15 protein-coding genes, 1 other RNA gene, 1 pseudogene and 1 riboswitch are annotated in these 16,981 nt (G+C 65.1%); of the genes and pseudogenes, 4 read left to right on the top strand and 13 right to left on the bottom strand.

Translation table 11 applies throughout. The annotated features are described in order from the left end of the window. Positions 1 to 159: 159 nt before the first annotated feature. The 4 genes from ACZZ0O_RS04705 to ACZZ0O_RS04690 all read right to left on the bottom strand — a co-directional run bounded on the left by ACZZ0O_RS04705 (position 160) and on the right by ACZZ0O_RS04690 (position 4,671). Positions 160 to 741 carry a manganese efflux pump MntP gene (locus tag ACZZ0O_RS04705; protein WP_323518671.1) on the bottom strand — a complete coding sequence of 194 codons (582 nt, stop codon included), beginning with the start codon at positions 739 to 741 and terminating at the stop codon, positions 160 to 162. 12 nt (positions 742 to 753) lie between these two features. Then, positions 754 to 915, bottom strand: a riboswitch (yybP-ykoY riboswitch). A 165-nt stretch (positions 916 to 1,080) separates the two neighbouring features. Further along, on the bottom strand, positions 1,081 to 2,550 hold the full coding sequence (locus ACZZ0O_RS04700; RefSeq protein ID WP_463592547.1) for a S41 family peptidase: 1,470 nt from the start codon (positions 2,548 to 2,550) through the stop codon (positions 1,081 to 1,083). Between the two features lie 130 nt (positions 2,551 to 2,680). Continuing rightward, on the bottom strand, positions 2,681 to 3,805 hold the full coding sequence (locus tag ACZZ0O_RS04695) for a helix-turn-helix domain-containing protein (protein WP_463592546.1): 1,125 nt from the start codon (positions 3,803 to 3,805) through the stop codon (positions 2,681 to 2,683). Positions 3,806 to 3,921: 116 nt separating this feature from the next. Beyond that, a complete protein-coding gene (locus tag ACZZ0O_RS04690; RefSeq protein WP_115514303.1) occupies positions 3,922 to 4,671 on the bottom strand; it encodes an IclR family transcriptional regulator in 750 nt (249 codons plus the stop codon). Positions 4,672 to 4,850: 179 nt separating this feature from the next. Here ACZZ0O_RS04690 and fucP point away from each other — a divergent pair, with 179 nt between their 5' ends. From fucP to ACZZ0O_RS04675, 3 genes and pseudogenes are all read left to right on the top strand, one after another. Beyond that, the gene (fucP, locus tag ACZZ0O_RS04685) at positions 4,851 to 6,152 is read left to right on the top strand and encodes an L-fucose:H+ symporter permease (protein WP_115559286.1); all 1,302 of its coding nucleotides are present in this window, start codon (positions 4,851 to 4,853) and stop codon (positions 6,150 to 6,152) included. Between the two features lie 2 nt (positions 6,153 to 6,154). After that, positions 6,155 to 6,514 (top strand): L-fucose mutarotase, encoded by a 360-nt coding sequence (locus ACZZ0O_RS04680; protein ID WP_463592353.1) that lies wholly within the window; start codon positions 6,155 to 6,157, stop codon positions 6,512 to 6,514. A gap of 103 nt (positions 6,515 to 6,617) precedes the next feature. Continuing rightward, positions 6,618 to 6,800: pseudogene (locus ACZZ0O_RS04675) on the top strand (L-fucose mutarotase); the annotation flags it as partial. Between the two features lie 488 nt (positions 6,801 to 7,288). On the opposite strand, the gene ACZZ0O_RS04670 reads toward ACZZ0O_RS04675, so the two are convergent. From ACZZ0O_RS04670 to ACZZ0O_RS04645, 6 genes are all read right to left on the bottom strand, one after another. Further along, on the bottom strand, positions 7,289 to 8,611 hold the full coding sequence (locus ACZZ0O_RS04670; RefSeq protein WP_463592352.1) for an L-fuconate dehydratase: 1,323 nt from the start codon (positions 8,609 to 8,611) through the stop codon (positions 7,289 to 7,291). A gap of 492 nt (positions 8,612 to 9,103) precedes the next feature. After that, positions 9,104 to 9,961 (bottom strand): fumarylacetoacetate hydrolase family protein, encoded by an 858-nt coding sequence (locus ACZZ0O_RS04665; protein WP_115554955.1) that lies wholly within the window; start codon positions 9,959 to 9,961, stop codon positions 9,104 to 9,106. Between the two features lie 235 nt (positions 9,962 to 10,196). Next, positions 10,197 to 10,272, bottom strand: a non-coding RNA gene (locus ACZZ0O_RS04660) — sX9 sRNA. A gap of 61 nt (positions 10,273 to 10,333) precedes the next feature. Next, positions 10,334 to 11,104 (bottom strand): SDR family oxidoreductase, encoded by a 771-nt coding sequence (locus ACZZ0O_RS04655; protein ID WP_463592351.1) that lies wholly within the window; start codon positions 11,102 to 11,104, stop codon positions 10,334 to 10,336. Beyond that, the gene (locus ACZZ0O_RS04650; protein WP_463592350.1) at positions 11,101 to 11,973 is read right to left on the bottom strand and encodes an amidohydrolase family protein; all 873 of its coding nucleotides are present in this window, start codon (positions 11,971 to 11,973) and stop codon (positions 11,101 to 11,103) included. Before ACZZ0O_RS04650 ends, ACZZ0O_RS04655 begins: the two co-directional genes overlap by 4 nt. After that, positions 11,970 to 12,980: an aldo/keto reductase gene (locus tag ACZZ0O_RS04645; RefSeq protein WP_463592349.1), complete on the bottom strand. Its 1,011-nt coding sequence runs from the start codon at positions 12,978 to 12,980 to the stop codon at positions 11,970 to 11,972. Before ACZZ0O_RS04645 ends, ACZZ0O_RS04650 begins: the two co-directional genes overlap by 4 nt. A gap of 691 nt (positions 12,981 to 13,671) precedes the next feature. Between ACZZ0O_RS04645 and ACZZ0O_RS04640 the strand changes: the two genes are divergently transcribed. Further along, positions 13,672 to 15,297 carry a family 43 glycosylhydrolase gene (locus ACZZ0O_RS04640; RefSeq protein WP_463592348.1) on the top strand — a complete coding sequence of 542 codons (1,626 nt, stop codon included), beginning with the start codon at positions 13,672 to 13,674 and terminating at the stop codon, positions 15,295 to 15,297. A gap of 548 nt (positions 15,298 to 15,845) precedes the next feature. Here ACZZ0O_RS04640 and ACZZ0O_RS04635 read toward each other — a convergent pair. The 3 genes from ACZZ0O_RS04635 to ACZZ0O_RS04625 all read right to left on the bottom strand — a co-directional run bounded on the left by ACZZ0O_RS04635 (position 15,846) and on the right by ACZZ0O_RS04625 (position 16,923). Continuing rightward, complete coding sequence (locus tag ACZZ0O_RS04635; RefSeq protein ID WP_039421648.1) at positions 15,846 to 16,049, bottom strand: hypothetical protein; 204 nt, start codon at positions 16,047 to 16,049, stop codon at positions 15,846 to 15,848. A gap of 3 nt (positions 16,050 to 16,052) precedes the next feature. Further along, the gene (locus ACZZ0O_RS04630; protein WP_323523335.1) at positions 16,053 to 16,616 is read right to left on the bottom strand and encodes a peroxiredoxin family protein; all 564 of its coding nucleotides are present in this window, start codon (positions 16,614 to 16,616) and stop codon (positions 16,053 to 16,055) included. A gap of 70 nt (positions 16,617 to 16,686) precedes the next feature. Next, positions 16,687 to 16,923 carry a hypothetical protein gene (locus ACZZ0O_RS04625; protein WP_463592347.1) on the bottom strand — a complete coding sequence of 79 codons (237 nt, stop codon included), beginning with the start codon at positions 16,921 to 16,923 and terminating at the stop codon, positions 16,687 to 16,689. Positions 16,924 to 16,981 lie beyond the last annotated feature (58 nt).

The raw sequence follows: 16,981 nt of genomic DNA, 5'->3' as shown, positions 1-16,981 counted from the left end.
ACGCTCCTACGAAGCACTTGCAATGAGGATGGCGCTTGCGCTGGCTGCGATGAAGGCAAGCAACTTACGCATCAAAAGGTGCGCACACGATGGCCGCGATGAACTCAGGCACGCTCCTACAGAAAACAGGCAGTCGAAAGATTCCCTGTGCGCAGGGGCTTACGCCGCGCCGCTGAGGTGTTCATACAGGATCACGCTGCCGACGATCACCAGGATCGCGCCGCCCAGGATTTCGGCACGTTTGCCGATCAGCGCGCCTAAGGCGCGGCCCAGCATGATGCCGGCGGTGACCATGCTGAAGGTGCACAGGCCGACCACTACGGCCACCACGCCGATGTGCACATCCAAAAAAGCCAGGCTGACGCCGACTGCCATCGCATCGATGCTGGTGGCAAAGCCGGTGGCGGCCAGTGCAAGCAGGCCGTTTTTCTTCGGCGCATCGGCTGCCTCGTCGGTATCGTCAGGATCGGCGCGCAGGCCGGCCACGATCATGTGCGTGCCCAGCGCGCCAAGCAGTACGAAGGCGATCCAGTGGTCATAGGCGGACACATAGCTGGACGCCGCGCGGCCCAGCAACCAGCCGATTACCGGTGTGATCGCTTCGATGCACCCAAAGATCAATCCGGCGCGTAGCGCATCGCGCCACTGCGGTTTGCGCATCGCCGCGCCCTTGCCGATCGCAGCGGCAAACGCATCGGTGGACATCGCAAAACCGATCAACACAATGGAAAATGGAGACATCGACACTCTCGGGCTGGGCACGGTCACAACGGCATGCGCCCGCGCCAACCGTCGTCGTACGCGCATGCCGCTGGTCTCGCCAAACCACGATTGGTTGCCTGCACCACGGCGCAACGGCCGAGTATGTTGATGCAGGCGCTTTCGATAACCGAAAGCAGGCTACTCCCCAAGGGGCGCGCAGTGTAACAACGCAAAACCCGCTTTCGGGCGTTTTGCCTGCACGCGAAGGTCGGTCTGATCTTTATAGCCGTGGCTATGCAGCGGCCATCCGAGGGGTTTGCAGCCGCAGTAGAACAGCCGGAAAACCACGGGCGAGCCCACGGCCCGGTGGTTGCGCTGTCAGTGTGTCGGCCGCGCTTGCTGGCCACCCAGCAGGGCGCGCACGGTGTCCATTTCCACATCCCGGCCGGCCTGCAGATCCTCCACGGTGCTCTGCACCGGCACGTCCGGCAGCACGCCGCGATCAGGTTGCGTGCTGGTTGCAAACTGCCCGACCAGCGGCAGATCCACCTCGATGTGCGAGTTGGGCAAGTGCAAAAAGAAGAACGCGCTGCCGTTGATGCCGCGCAGATTGCCGCCGGTGGGCTGGCCGACCAGCGTGCCCAAGCCGTTGCGCTGTAGTTGCTGCGCAAACGCGAAAGTGGCCGAGCTGTTTTCGGCGTCGATCAACACAAACACCCGACCAGTGAAGTGCGGCGTACGCAATGGCAGGTAGCGCGGTGCAGCGCTGCCGGTTTGCGCATTGAGCGTGTAGAACCGCGTGTCGTAGGCAACCGCGCGCGTGCCCCAGTCGCGGAAGCTGCGATCCCAGGTAGTGACGTAGGCCGCCAATGCATCGGGCACGCGTCGATAGCGCACCAGGTTGCGCATCGGCGCCGCCGCGATCTCGCCTGCTGCCAGATACCCCAGCAGCACGCTGCCCACGTCCAGCCCGCCCTCGTTGCCACGCAGATCGATCACCAACGCAGGCACCTTGCGCTCGGCCAGGCGCGTGAAGCTGCGCGCCAGAAATGCCTGCCAATCCCAGGCGCTTTCATACAGCGCCCAATCCGGCATGCGCAGAACCGCCAGATCGGTCGAGTCCATCGTCAGCGTCCATGCCGGCGCTGCGCTGTCGCGCGTACGTTTGGCCGCCATCGCATCACGCTGCGCCGCGTCGATGCCGTGCACCTGCAGCGCGCGTGGAGCGGTGGCGCCGGGCGCGCGGACCTGCAGCACCGGGTTGGCGGAGATCTGCGGAAACAGCAACGGCAGATACGCATCGAACGCCTCGATCTGCGCAAACCCCTGCACCTCCATCTGGGCGATGCGCTTGGCGTCGTTGCTGCCATCGGCGCGCGCCACTGTCATCAACGCCGCCAGAATCTTCGAGGTGGCAATACCATCGATGGATAGCACTTCGGTGCCGGGCAGCAAGCCGGGCTGATCCGAGCCATTCCGGCTGACGATCATGCGGCCCTGTAGCCAACGAAAGTGGAACGGCAGGCGCCGGCCGTCGCCGAACAGAGCCTGCTGGATCGGCTCGGGTTGATTGACGAAGTTCGGGAAGCTGTGGCCGCAGCGCACGCTGGCGGTCAGGCGGGAGATGGCGAGGTAGGTCTGGCCGAGCGTGGCGCCGTCTGCCAGTTCGGCGCGCAGCTCGGCAAAGCGTTGCGCAACCTGCGCCTCGGTGGCGTAGCGGTACAGGCCCGGATGCAGTGCGCCATAGGCCTGTTGCAGCACATCGATATCGGCCAGCAGCGCCGGACCGGGCAGTGTGCTGTCGCGTGTCAACGCGGGTGCGGGCGGGGCCGCCCACGCGACGCAGATCGGACAGAGCAGCACTAACAACACTGAAAGAAGACGGATGCGATGGGACATGGCAGCTCCTGGGCAAGAGTCGCCAGCATCGGCAGCTGCGCGGTGGCGGGCGACTCAAATGCCCAATTGCCAAAAATTTTCAGGATGTGCGACGTTGCGCGCGCCGGTAGTCGCTGGGCGTGCAGCCGAAGTGGGCACGAAATACCCGGTTGAAGCTGGCCTTGGAACCGAACCCCACCGCCAGCGCGATGGAGAGGATGTCCTGATCGCCGGCCAGCAGGCGCTGGGCTTCGGCGATGCGCAGCGCGTTGATGAAGGCGCTGAAGGTCTGCCCCAGGCCTTCGTTGAGCGCACGCGACAGATAGTTGCTGTTGGTGCCCATGCGGCGCGCCAGCTCGGGCAGGCTGAGGTCCGGCTCGCGCCACCAGCCGTGCGCAGCGACCTCGTCAGCCACGCGTTGCCCCAGCGCCTGCCAGTCCTTTTCCGCCGCAGGCTGGGGGGCAGCAAGCGTTGCTGGGTCGGGCGGATTTTGTGGCGGCTCCAGCATCAGCGGCGCATCGCGCGGCGGGTAGTGCAGGCGGGCATGGCGCCAGCCTTCTAGCCCCAGGTAATAGACCAGCGCTGCGGTGGCCAGGTAGCGCGGAAACTCGTCGAAATAGGACAGCGGCTTCCACAGCCGGTCGCCGGCGGTGAAGCCAAGCCGCAACACCAGCAGAAAGAACGCGGCCAGCAGAAAACCGCGCAGCCACGGCAAACGCAGCTCCTCGCGTGCACCGCTGTGATGTTCCAGCCAGCGTTGATAGGCCAGATACTCGCGCCATGCCAGGAGCAGATAGGCCGTCAGCGATGCCAGCACCAAGGCGTCTTGCAGCGGGGCGACCCAGGGCACGTGGACGGCGGCGTTCCAGTCCCACTTGCGTTGCAGTGGCCAGGTGAACAGCCAGGTGTAATAGCCGCCTTGCAGCAGCGCCGGCAGCAGATGCAGCGCCCAGCGCCGCGGCAGCTGCCGGCGCGCCAGTTGGCGCACGTAGAGCCACACCAGTGGCCCGATCGCCAGTTCCCAGAACAGCGGCGCGTAGGTCAGGTCAGGGTAGGCGTCGTAGGCGCCGGCATAGCCCAGCGTGTAAGGCGTTATCAGCGCCACCACCACCAGCAGCAGTGCGGCCAGGCACCGGTTGGCGATCCGGTTGGCCGGGGCCAATAACAACAGGCCCGCGCCAAGTACGCCATGCGCGCTGCCAAGCAGCAGGATGGTGCTCCACATCCCGAACGTGAGGCTGGACATGCGATCCCGCGTGGTCGACCGCGCCGAGTATAGGGGGATGCCTTGTGCAACGCGCCTGGGCATCTGCGCCAGGCGGCGTGGATTGCCTGATGAGGTCAGTGCAGCGCGTTGGAAATCTCTTGCGTGGCCGCACACAGCGCCTGCAAGGCCGCGTGCGGGCCGACCAGTTCCGGGCGGCGTGCGATGAACGGCACGGTGAGCGTGTAGGTCGCACTGCCGCGTTGCAGGATCGGCGCAGTCAGATCGACCACGCCCACCACCGCTTCGCTGGGTTGCATGGCGTAGCCATCGTTGCGTGCCTGCGCGGCGGCGGCCAGGAACTGCGCACGTTCGAACGGCACCTCGCTGGCGTCCAGCATGTCCAGCCAGCGCGCCTGCACCTCCGGTTGCTGAAAGGCGAACAGCACCAGCCCGGAGCTGGAATGGGTCAGCGGGCGGCGGTGGCCCGGGCGCACCACCAGGCCCAGATCGCTGGGCACATCCATCTGCGCGATCACCACGATCTGGTCGCCCGAGGGCGCCACCAGGTGGCAGGGCTGGCAGATCGCATCGGCCAGCCGCCGCATCACCGGCAACGCGGCCTCGCTGATGCTCTGTACCGGCGGCTGCTGCATGCCGAGCATGAACAGGCGGTTGGTCAGCACGTAGTCGCCTTCGCCATCGCGAGTGAGATATCCGCGCTCCTCCAGCACCTGCAGCATGCGGAAGATCTCGCCGCGCGAGCGACCGATGCCTTGCGAGATCGCGCCCATGCTCATCGGCTGCGCCTGGCGGGCAAGAAGCTCGAGGATATCCAGCCCCTTATCCAGGGCCGGCGCGCGGTACTTGGCGGGTTCGGGGCTCATCCGTTTGCAATTCCAGGCAAGGTGCGGCGCGCCAGGGTACAGGCATCGCCGGCAGGGGTCAGGGTGGGTGCTTGCGTGCAAATATAAACAAAGATTTTATATTTGCATGGCGTTGGCGTGCGCAGTACGCTCGCGCCATTGCAACGCAAGCGCCACAGCCTTGGGAGGGGATCGGTCGCATGCATCACAGTGACATTGCCGCGTCACCGCGCGGCAACCTGGCGCGTACCGCCATGGTTCCCCTGTTGTTGATCGTCAGCCTGTTCTTTTTGTGGGGCATGGCCAACAACCTCAACGACATCCTGATCAAGCAGTTCAAAAAGGCGTTCGAGCTGAGCGACCTGCAGGCCGGGTTGGTGCAGAGCGCCTTCTACATGGGCTATTTCGTCTTCGCGATGCCGGCGGCGATGTTCATGCGTCGCTACAGCTACAAGGCCGCGGTGGTGCTCGGGTTGCTGCTGTATGCGTGCGGGGCGTTTCTGTTTTACCCGGCCGCGCAGGTGCACACCTACTGGCTGTTCCTGCTGGCGCTGTTCGTCATCGCCAGTGGCCTGGCGTTTCTGGAAACCACCGCCAATCCACTGGTCACCGTGCTCGGCCCGGCCGATGGCGCGGCGCGGCGGCTGAATCTTGCGCAGGCGTTCAACCCCTTGGGGTCGATCACCGGCGTGTTGGTCGGCCAGCATTTCATCTTCTCTGGTGTGGAGCACACGCCCGCCGAGCTGGCGGCGATGGCGCCAGCCGCGCGCGAGGCGTTCTTCGCTGCCGAATCCTCAGCCGTGCAGATGCCGTACCTGATCATCGGCGCAGTGGTGGTGCTGTGGGCGATCCTGATCGCGCTGGTGCGTTTTCCCACCGGCGCGCCGGAGAGCGACAGCGGCGTGGCGCCCAAACGCGCACGCTTTGGCGAATTGCTGCGCAACCGGCGCTTCATGTTTTCGGTGGTGGCGCAGTTCTTCTACGTAGGCGCGCAAGTCGGCATCTGGAGTTATCTGATCCGCTACCTGCAGGACGCGGTACCGGGCACACCGGAAAAGACCGCGGCCACGTATCTGACCATCTCGCTGGTGCTGTTCATGGCTGGCCGCTTTGTCGGCACCGCGTTGCTGCGCTATCTGGCACCGGCAAAGTTGCTGGCGAGTTTTGCCACGATCAATGTGGTGTTGTGCGCGGTTGCCATCGCGCTGCCCGGCTGGACCGGGTTGTACGCGCTGGTGGCGGCAAGCGTGTTCATGTCGGTGATGTTCCCGACCATCTTTGCGCTGGGCCTGGATGGCATGCACGACGACGCACGCAAGCTGGGCTCCTCCTTGCTGGTGATGTCGATCATCGGCGGAGCGCTGCTCACGGCGGTGATGGGCGCGGTGTCGGACATGGCCGGCATTCACTGGGCGATGGCGGTGCCGGGCGCGTGCTTTGCGGTGATCCTGCTGTTCGCGTTGCGCGCACGTCGTGTCGCGCCTGCGATTGCCGGAGCCTGAGCATGCCGCGTCTTTGCTATGTACTGGATCTGCACGACGATGCCGCACTTATCGCCGACTACGAGCGCTGGCATCAACCCACCCAGGTGTGGCCGGAAGTGGTGGCCTCGTTACAGCAGGCCGGCATTATTGAACTGGAGATCTTTCGCAGCGGCGATCGGTTGGTGATGCTGATGGAGGTGGGCGACGATTACGACCCAGCCGCCAAGGCCGCGCGCGATGCGGCCGATCCGCGCATCCAGGCGTGGGAAGACCTAATGTGGCGCTTCCAGAAACCGCTGCCGGGCAGTGCGCCTGGGGAAAAGTGGCGGGAGGCCGGGCGAATTTTTGCGTTGAGTGAGGCGGTAGAAGCGCAAGGGTGAGTGGCATCCCTCATCCGCCCTACGGGCACCTTCTCCCGCAGGCGGGAGAAGGGTGGCGGTGACGTGGCTGCAGCGTGCATGTTTCGCTCGCAGCCATGACTAGGTTGGCGTGGACTACGATCCAGCCGCCAAGGCCGCGCGCGATGCGGCCGATCCGCGCATCCAGGCATGGGAAGACCTGATGTGGTGCTTCCAGAAGCCGCTGCCAGGCAGTGCGCCTGGGGAAAAGTGGCGGGAGGCCGGGTGGATTTTTGCGTTGAGTGAGGCGGTAGAAGCGCAAGGGTGAGTGGCATCCCTCATCCGCCCTACGGGCACCTTCTCCCGCAGGCGGGAGAAGGGTGGAGGTGACGTGGCTGCAGCGTGCATGTGCCGTTCGTAGCCATGACTAGGCTAGCGTTCTCGCACTCGCAGTCATGACGGCTCTTTCCTTGCTGCTCGCAGTGATTTCTGCTTCCCCGCTCCCTCATCCGCCCTACGGGCACCTTCTCCCGCAGGCGGGAGAAGGGTGGCGGTGAAGTGGCTGCAGCGTGCATGTTTCGCTCGCAGCCATGGCTAGGCTAGCGTTCTCGCCCTTTCCGGTCGCAGCCATGACCAAGCTACCGTTCTCGCCCTGGTAGTCATGACTGCTCTTTCTCTTGGCTCGGCCCGGCCGATGGCGCGGCGCGGCGGCTGAATCTTGCTGCTCGCAGTGATCTCTGCTGCGTCGTTGCCCGCTCCCGTTTCCCTTCTCCCGCAAGCGGGAGAAGGTGCCCGAAGGGCGGATGAGGGCGCTGGTCAGCCCTGTCGATTGGCTGCCAGGTCTTCCACCCAGAAACGTCCATCCGGGTAGCTGAATTCCGCAATCGAAGACGCATGCATTTCTGCCGAGAAGCCGGGCACCTGTGGGGCAAGATAGCGGCCGTGCTGGATGCGCACCGGGTCCAGGAAGTGCTGGTGCAGATGGTCGACGAATTCGATCGCGCGGTCTTCCATCTCGCCGGTGATCGCGACGAAGTCGGCCATCGCCAGATGCTGCACCAGCTCGCACAGGCCCACGCCGCCAGCATGCGGGAACACGCGCACGTTGAACTTGGCGGCCAGCAGCAAGATAGCGAGGTTTTCGTTGACGCCACCGACGCGCGCGGCATCGATCTGGATCAAATCCACTGCGCCGGCTTGCAACAACTGCTTGAACATCACCCGGTTCTGGGTGTGCTCGCCGGTGGACACCGGCACCGGGGTGATGCCCTGGCGGATCGCCGCATGGCCGAGCACATCGTCCGGGCTGGTGGGTTCTTCAATCCAGGCGATGTCGAATTCGGCCAGTTGGCGCATCCAGTCGATCGCCGGGCCCACGTCCCAGCGCTGGTTGGCATCCACCGCCATCGCGATGTCCGGGCCGATCGCTTCGCGCGCGAGGCGGCAGCGGCGGATGTCGTCCTGTACGTTGGCGCCGACCTTGAGCTTGATGGTGCGGAAGCCATCGGCCACCGCTTCCTTGGCTAGGCGCACCAGTTTTTCGTCGGAGTACCCAAGCCAGCCGGGCGAGGTTGTGTAGGCGGGGTAGCCTTGCTCGATCAACTGCGCAGTACGCTGCGCGCGCTGCGGCTGCGCGGCGCGCAACATGGCCAGCGCTTCGTCGCGGGTGAGCGCATCGGTGAGGTAGCGGAAGTCGATGGTGTCGACCAGCTGCTCGGGTGTGAGTTCGGCGATATAGCGCCACAGCGGCTTGTTGGCGGCACGCGCAGCCAGATCCCAGGCGGCGTTGATCACCGCGCCGATGGCCATGTGCATCACGCCTTTTTCCGGGCCCAGCCAACGCAGTTGCGAGTCGTTGGTGAGCCGGCGCGCGAAGCCGCCCAGGTCGGCGATGACGTCCTCCACGCGCAGGCCGACCACGTGTTCGGCGAGCGCGGCCACGGCGGCGGTCTGCACGTCGTTGCCACGGCCGATGGTGAACACCAGGCCGTAACCGGCCAGTTCATCCGGCGCATCGGTGCGCAGCACGACGTAGGCAGCCGAGTAATCGGGATCGGGATTCATCGCGTCCGACCCATCGAGCTCGCGCGAGGTGGGGAAGCGGACGTCGTGGGTATCGAGGGCGACGATGGTGCTCATGAAGATCCTGGGCGATGGAAACGGGGAATAGAAAACGGGCGAAAAAGAGCGTGGGGAAGAGGGACGCTTGAGCCCCTCTCCCACCGGGAGAGGGGTTGGGGTGAGGGTACGGACGCGCAGCGCCGGAAGTGTTGAAGCGCTGCAGTGACACATCCGTTTGCAACACAGATCAACAAAAAATCACTAAACGATTGACGACGCATCGATATCAACGCGCTACAGCGCTTGGTCATTCAACGCGCCGCTACAACCCAGAAAAAGATACGCATGACGGATCAACACAAGTGCCGACACGTCATGTCTAACAACACGTCCAACAACAACGCGCGACAGCGCGACGAATCGTTCGGATACGTCGCTACGTACCCTCACCCCAACCCCTCTCCCGAGGGGAGAGGGGCTTTAAGTTGCGTCGTGCGGAGGCGTTACCACGTGCGTTGAGCGCAACTTGGCACGCAATGCGACCAAAATCCTGGAAAGGGAAAAGGAGCTTTAGGCCGCATCGCGCGGATGCGCCACTACCGGTTGACGCTGACGCCCCAATCCTTCGATCTCCAGTTCCATCAGATCGCCCGGCTTCAAATACACCGGCGGCTTCTGGCCCAGGCCCACGCCCGGCGGCGTGCCGGTGCTGATCACATCGCCCGGCATCAGCGTCATGTAGCGGCTGATGTGGCTGACCAGTTCGGCCACGCCGAACACCATCGTGCGGGTGCTGCCGTTCTGGTAACGGTGGCCGTTGACCTCCAGCCACATCGACAGGTTTTGCGGGTCGGGCACTTCATCGCGGGTGACCAGCCACGGGCCGATCGGGCCGAAGGTGTCGGCGCTCTTGCCCTTGACCCACTGGCCGCCGTGCTCGAGCTGGAACTCGCGTTCGGACAGGTCGTTGATCACCGCATAGCCGGCGACATGATTCAGTGCGTCGTCCATCGACACATCGCGTGCGATATCGCCGATCACCACGCCCAGTTCCACTTCCCAGTCGCTCTTGACCGAGCCGCGCGGGATGATGACGGTATCGTTCGGGCCGCACACCGCGGTGGTGGCCTTCATGAAAAGAATCGGCATTTTCGGCACTTCCATGCCCGATTCGGCGGCGTGGTCGGCGTAGTTCAAGCCCACGCAGATGAACTTGCCGATGCGGCCCACCGCGGCGCCATAGCGCTGCTCGCCTTCGATCAGCGGCAACGTGGACAGATCCACTGCACGCAGTTTTTCCAGGCCGGCATTGGTGAGGTGCTCACCGGCGACATCGTCGATGACACCGCTCAGGTCGCGGATGCGGCCTTCGTTGTCGATCACGCCGGGACGTTCGTGGCCTTCGGCGCCAATACGTACGAGTTTCATGCAGTCTTCCTTTGCAGGGGAGGAATCGGAGCGAGTCGCCACCTGTTGCAAAGTGTTTCAGCAGCAGGTGGACGACGCGCTCGGAACAGGAATGGCGGTGATGCGTGCTGGCAACAGATCACGTCATGCGTGCGATGCGGTGTGTTGTCAGCGTTACTCAGTGCGGCTAAGACACCATCGCGAGCGGCCATGGATCTGGCCGCTGCACAGCAGTGTGGTCGGCTGGGTTTAGAGCGGCTAACAAAACGTAGCGAGCAGTCGTTAGGTGGGTGTGGACGGCGCGGAGGAACCGGAGTGTACGGGTGGTACATGCCGCACCGAGCACCGGCCGCGCCCGCCTGGCGGTGAGCACAGTAGTTTTGTTAGCTGCTCTTAGTTGGACCAGCCCCCGTCGATGATGTGGGTCTGGCCAGTGGTGAACGAGGATTCGTCCGAAGCCAGATACACCACCAGCTGCGCGATTTCGCGCGGGTCGCCCAGGCGGCCCATCGGCTGGCGATCGGTAAAGCTCTTCCACACCGCCTGTTCGTCGCCGCCCAGGGCCTGCACGCGCTGGCCCAGCGACGGCGTCTTGATGGTGCCCGGGCAGATCGCGTTGCAGCGCACGCCTTGGGCCACGTAATCGGCAGCAATGGCCTTGCTCAGGCCGATCACCGCGGCCTTGGTTACGCCGTACACAAAGCGGTTCGGCACGCCCTTGATGCTGGACGCGACCGAGGACATGTTGATGATGCTGCCGCGGCCGCGTTCGAGCATGCCCGGCAGCGCCGCCTTGCAGGTGTAATACATCGCATCGACGTTGATCGAGAACGAGCGGCGCCACGCCGGCTCGTCACAGTCGAGAATGCTGCCCTGATGCACGTAGCCGGCACAGTTGAACAACACATCAAACGGGCCGTGTTCGGCGACCAGTGCTGCAATCGCGGCGGCATCGGTGACATCGAGCAGCTGGGTGGTGATCGCATCGGACTCGGACGCCAGCGCCTGCAAGGCAGCGGCGTCGATGTCGGTGGCGATCACCTGCGCGCCGGCACGTGCGCAGGCCAGCGCGCTTTCGCGGCCGATGCCGGCGCCAGCAGCGGTGATCAGGCAACGCTTGCCCTGCAGACGGTTGTTGGGCGTGGTGGGAATCGAGACTGTCATACCGATAAGGTTCCGTGGGTGGGGGCCGCCGGCCGTGGCAGACGATAGAACGTGCGTGCGTTGTCGCCGAATACCGCATCAGCGTGTTCGGCGGCATGACGGGTGACGAGCTGTTGCGCAAGATCGAACCACTGCGCGTAATCGGCGCGCAGGGTCAGCACCGGCCAGTCGCTGCCCCAGAGCAGCCGCTGCGCACCGAAGCGCGCAAACAGATGCGCAACATACGGCTCCAGTGCATCGATGCCGGCACCGCGCGCGGCTTCGGTGAGCAACCCGGACAGTTTGCAGTGCACGTTGGGATGCTGTGCCAACGCGGCCATGCCGGCGGCCCAGGCGACGAATTCGCCGGCCGCAATCTGCGGTTTGCCGCCGTGATCGACGACCACGCGCAACTGCGGGTGACGCTTCAAGCGCGCCTGCAATGCCGGCACATGCACAGCGCGGATCAAGGCATCGAAGGCCAGATCGTGCGCCAGCATCGCGTCGAAGGCGGCGTCCAATGCGGGGTTTGCCAGCCACTGCACATCGGCGATGTCCTGCACCATCGGGCGCAGCCCCTTGAGTAAACCGCCGCCTGCGCGTACCAGTGCACCGATGCGTGCGGCGGCATCGGGCGCAGCAAAATCCGTCCAGCCCACCACGCCGGCAATGCATGGCGCATCGTGGGCGAGCTCGAACAGGTAACAGGTTTCGGCTTCGGTTGCGGCGGCTTGCACCACCACCACGCTGTCGACACCGGCCGCATCCAGCGCGTCGTCCACATCGTGCGGCGCGAAGTCGCGGTACAGCGGCGCAAGCTCCGGCGTCAGCCAGGCGTAATCGCCACGGGCCAGATGCCAGAAATGCAGATGCGCATCGACGCGGCTCATGGCGTGGGCAGGTCCGTATCGAGCAGCCCGCCATCGCGCAGGCGCTGCCACAGCGCAGGCGGGATCGATGCCTGCAAGCGCGTGGCGGCCGATTGCACCTCGGCCAGGGTGCGCATGCCGGCCACCACGGTGGTCACCGCCGGATGCGCCAGCGGGAACTGTAGGGCGGCCGCGCCGATATCCACCTCGAACGCCGCGCACGCCGCATACAGACGCTGCGCATGCTGCAAGGTGGCGGTGTCCACCGGGGCGTAGTTATAGGTGGCGCCAGGGCCGCGCGCATCGCTGAGCAGACCGGAACTGTAAGGGCCGGCCGACAGGATCGACACGCCGTGTTGCTGCGCCTGGTCGAGCAGCGCACGCGCGCCGTGCTGTTCCAGCAGGGTGTAGCGCCCGGCCAGCATCACGCAGTCGATCGGGAAGCGTGCCAGCACCTCCAGTGCCACGTCCTGCTCGTTGACGCCCAGCCCGATCGCCCCGCACGCACCGGACGCTTTCAACTCCGCCATGGCCGGCAAGGCCTCCTCCAAGGCCTGCTGCAGCACGTGGGCGTGGTTGTCGCCGTGGGTCAGCGCACCGATGTCGTGCAGCAGCAGCACGTCGATGTAGTCGGTGCCAAGGCGCTCCAGGCTGGAGGCGAACGCGCGCCGCACGCCGTCGGCGCTGTAGTCGAATGCGGCGCGGCGGCCGGCCACCGCAAAGCCGTCGCGCCCGGCAACGGCCTGTGCGTCGTCGTAGACGCAGCGGCCAACCTTGGTCGACAGCGTGTAGGCAGCGCGCGGCACGCCGGCCAGGCCGCGGCCCAGGCGTGTCTCGCTGAGTCCATAGCCGTAGTAAGGCGCGGTGTCGAAGTGGCGGATGCCGGCCTCGAACGCGCCTGCCACCGCGGCCAGCGCGTCTGCCTCGGCGACCTCGGTGTACAGGTTGCCGATCGGCGCAGCGCCGAAGCCCAGCGCCGACAGCTGCACGTCGGTGCGGCCCAGACGTTGCCGTGCCACGGCGCTCATGCGCCACGCTCCGCAAGGGTGGCGCAGGCGCGAATGAAATCTGGAGGGCAGCTGGGCATCGCAACGTCCACCAGCCGGCAGGTGCCCGGCTGTTCGCATATGAATATCGCAATCATCAATGAACAGATCACGCTGCAGTGCAGCATGACGAGCCAGGGCGGCTGACGGATTGGGTGATCGGTGCCGTGCGCGTCGCTTTCTCGCGCTATCTCTCTGTTCGTGCGCGCATCGCTTGTGGTCGTCTGGGCCATTAGCCATTGGCCATTGGCTAACGGCTAACGGCTAACGGCTAACGGCAACACCGCACTCCGCTGGCTACTCGGATTTCTCGTGCGGCAGCGCCGTTGCGGCTGGTGGCACGGCAAGCGTGTGGAATCCATGACCCAGACCCGCATGGTCTTCGACCGGTGCCCCCATTGCGAACTCGGTTGTCCGCGCGCGCTGGAGGGATCGCCCTGCGGCTCTCCAGGCCAAGGGTAGCGCCGCGCTGATCGCGCTGGCGCGCCTGCTGTCGCCGTCTCGACACCCGCCCTACAGCGCAGTGGCATGCCCCCTCGCGTTGCAACGCACTCCAGCCCTGCTATTTCAAAATCCGGCCCCCGCATCACCAGTTCCTATACCACGGCCTGCGCGGTTGCCTCGCCTCGGCGGCTAGGGCTAGATACCAGCCTTGATCCGATGAAGCTGATGCATGCCAGACACGACACGGCGGGAGTTGTTCAAGGTGCTGGCCGCAGGCGCATTGGTCGCGCCGTTGCCGGCTGCCGCGCAGGCGTCAGCCGTGCCATGCGCCGCGCATCCGCCGCCGTGGGCGCGCGGCATCGAGGGCCAGCGCAAGGCCGACCTGGGCAACGGCACCTATCTCAACCCCATCGTGGCCGGCGATCACCCGGACCCCACCATCCTCAAGGATGGCGACGACTACTACATGACGTTTTCGTCGTTCTTTTCGTATCCGGGCATCGTGCTGTGGCACTCCACCGACCTGGTCAACTGGACCCCGATCGGCCCGGCGCTGCGCCAGGAACTGGGCACGATCTGGGCGCTGGATCTGTGCAAGCACGCCAGCCGTTACTTCATCTATATCCCGGCCAATCCGGACGACAAGGGCTGGTCGATCTTCGTGATCTGGGCCGATGACATTCGCGGGCCATGGAGCGCGCCGATCGATCTGAACATCGCCGGCTGCATCGACCCCGGCCATGTCGTCGGCGAGGACGGCAAGCGCTATCTGTTCGTCAACGGCATCCGCAAAATCGGCCTGCGCGACGACGGCCTGGCCACCGATGGGCAACTCGAACCGGCCTACGCGCCGTGGCGGTATCCCGACGACTGGGTGGTGGAGAACTTCGCGCCCGAAGGCCCCAAGCTCACCTGGCACAACGGCTGGCTGTATCTGGTCACCGCCGTCGGTGGCACCGCCGGGCCGGTGACCGGGCATATGGTCATCGCCGCGCGGTCGCGCTCGGTGCACGGGCCGTGGGAACACTGCCCGCGCAACCCGCTGGTGCGCACCCTGTCCGAACAGGAGCCGTGGTGGTCGCGCGGCCATGCCACGCTGGTGCAAGGCCCACGCGGCGACTGGTGGCTGGTCTATCACGGCTACGAAAACGGCTTCCGCACCCTGGGGCGCCAGACCCTGCTGGAGCCGATCGAGTGGACCGCCGACGGCTGGTTTCGCGCCACCGGCGGCGACCTGTCCAAGCCGTTGCGTACGCCGGCACGCGCTGCCACCGGCAATGCGAATGTGGCGAGCGGCTTCGCGTTGTCCGATGACTTTTCCACCGACCGATTCGGCACCCAGTGGAGCCTGCACGCGCCCAAGCCCGGCGAGCAGGCGCGCGTGCGGCGGGCCAACAAGGCATTGACGCTGACCTGCGCCGGCACATCGCCCATCGACAGCGCACCGTTGACCTGCGGCGTACCCGATCGCGCCTACGCGGCCGAGGTGACGCTGGAGCTGGTCGGCAATGCCGAAGGCGGCCTCCTGCTGTTCTACAACCACAAGGCCTTCGTCGGCATCGGCTTCACCGCCGACACCATGAAGACCTACGAGTATTCCGAAGAACTGGTGTGGGCACGCGCGCCCAACACGCATCGCCGCATCTGCGTGCGGCTGACCAACGATCGCCACATCGTGAGCTTTGCGTATTCGTTCGACGACGGCCTGCAGTGGACGCGTCATCCCACGCGCATGGAGGTGTCCGGATTCCACCACAACGTGTTCGGGGGCTTCTTGAGCCTGCAGCTGGGCGTGTATGCCGCGCAGCAGGGCGAGGTGGTGTTGCGCGATTTCAGCTATCGCGCGCTGGGCTGAGCGTGGCTGCCGGGTGACGCTAGGCATTGGCTGCACGGTGATGCTGCGTGTGGCCAGTGCCTGGAGTCCAAAAAGGCTATCGGGAACATTTTCAGCCCGATTCGATGCATGAAACCAGACGCCTTCGCCGACTTCTTGAGGCAATACCGGCAATTGCCAGACAAACTCGTGGAGACACGGTGCTTATCTGCCGCGTGGGGCCTTGTGTTGCCTTGCATGCCTGCGGCTTTCAATGCCGCGACGATGTGGGGTTCACGCTATACCGTCATGGACCGCGGAAACGGTCGATTGACGCATCGTAGTTTGCAAGCGTAGTCAGCACGCTGACAGCGCCGCTGCATATGCCGTGCAAGATCCCGAAGAGAATCAGTGAGAGACCTCGTCAACTGATCCGCGACGCCGCACTGCATGCGCACTGCATGCGGATTCCAGTGCATCAACGAGCAGATCGCGCTGGTCTTCCAGCAGTAGTTTCAGCGGTTCTACGCCAAGCTGGGCGCGTGCGCGTCACCGCAGAGGACGGGGCCTTGATGGCCCCGCCGCTGGACTCAACCGCAGCAGTAGCAGACGTTGCCTTGTCCCAAATCGCCGCCGAACTCCGGACACTCGGCCTTGCAGGCCCATGCACTACACGACTCGGCCTTCGGCTGTGCGCCGTCCACGGCCATCACCTGGAACGCACCGAAGCCGGTGCTGGCCAGAAACGTCGCTGCCATCAACGCACTGCGCAAGCTTACCCAACGCTTTTTCATGCATTACTCCCTCAACGTTGCAAAAGCCGCTGGCGCATCCGTGCGGCCCAAGGCGGCGACCAGGTCCTGCACCCGCTCCGTGGTATCGAACACGCCAACATGGGAATGGCGCACGCGCCCGTCCCCATCGATGGCCATCAGCAGCGGCACGTTGCGCGCACGGAACAGCATCAGCGCGCGACGATCGGTCAACGTGACCACCGGAAAATCGAAGCCATGCACATGCGCATAGCGCGCGGCCTGCACCGCATCGCAATGGCACACACCCAGTAATTGCGGTCGGCCCGGCAGGTTGGCCTGCAACTGCCGCGCCGCGCGCAGCACGGTCGGTGCCGAGCGCTGGCAGTACGGGCACGTGGTCGTGAAAAAGAACAGCACCTGCGCCGGCCCCTGCGGTGCACCCAGCAGATGGCGCTGGCCGTCGGCGTCCATCGCCTCGATGCGCGGCACGTACATGCCCTCGTACGGCGTGCTGATGCGTGTCTGCAGCCATTGCTGCTGCACGCGCAGTTGTCGGTTTTGCCACGCCAGCGCCGCAATCAATGCACAGGCCATCAGCAGGCCGATCCATAGCCAGGGAAAACGTCGCGCCATGCCAACTCCAAAGCGTCCTTGATGCCCGAGCCTTGCCCAGGCATCAGCTCATGGTCAATGGTGATATCGACAACTGCGATGTCGCGCGGTGCGCAGGTGTGGATGCGATCACGCCGGTGCGCTTGGGCTTGCCACCGTCGGGCGATGACATGCGGACGGTTTGCGCAAATAGTGCTGCAGGCAGGCCTTGCGACAGTAATGCACGCAGCAGTCGCGCCATGCCATCTGCCGATGCGATCAGGCCGGTGCGCTTGGGCTTGCCACCGTCGGGCGATGACATGCGGACGGTTTGCGCAAATAGTGCGGCAGGCAGGCCTTGCGACCGGTACCGCACGCGG

The sequence above is a fragment of the Xanthomonas sp. AC360 genome (genome assembly GCF_979258225.1).
The sequence above is the reverse complement of the archived record's forward strand: the minus strand, read 5'-3'. Positions and strand labels throughout refer to the sequence as shown.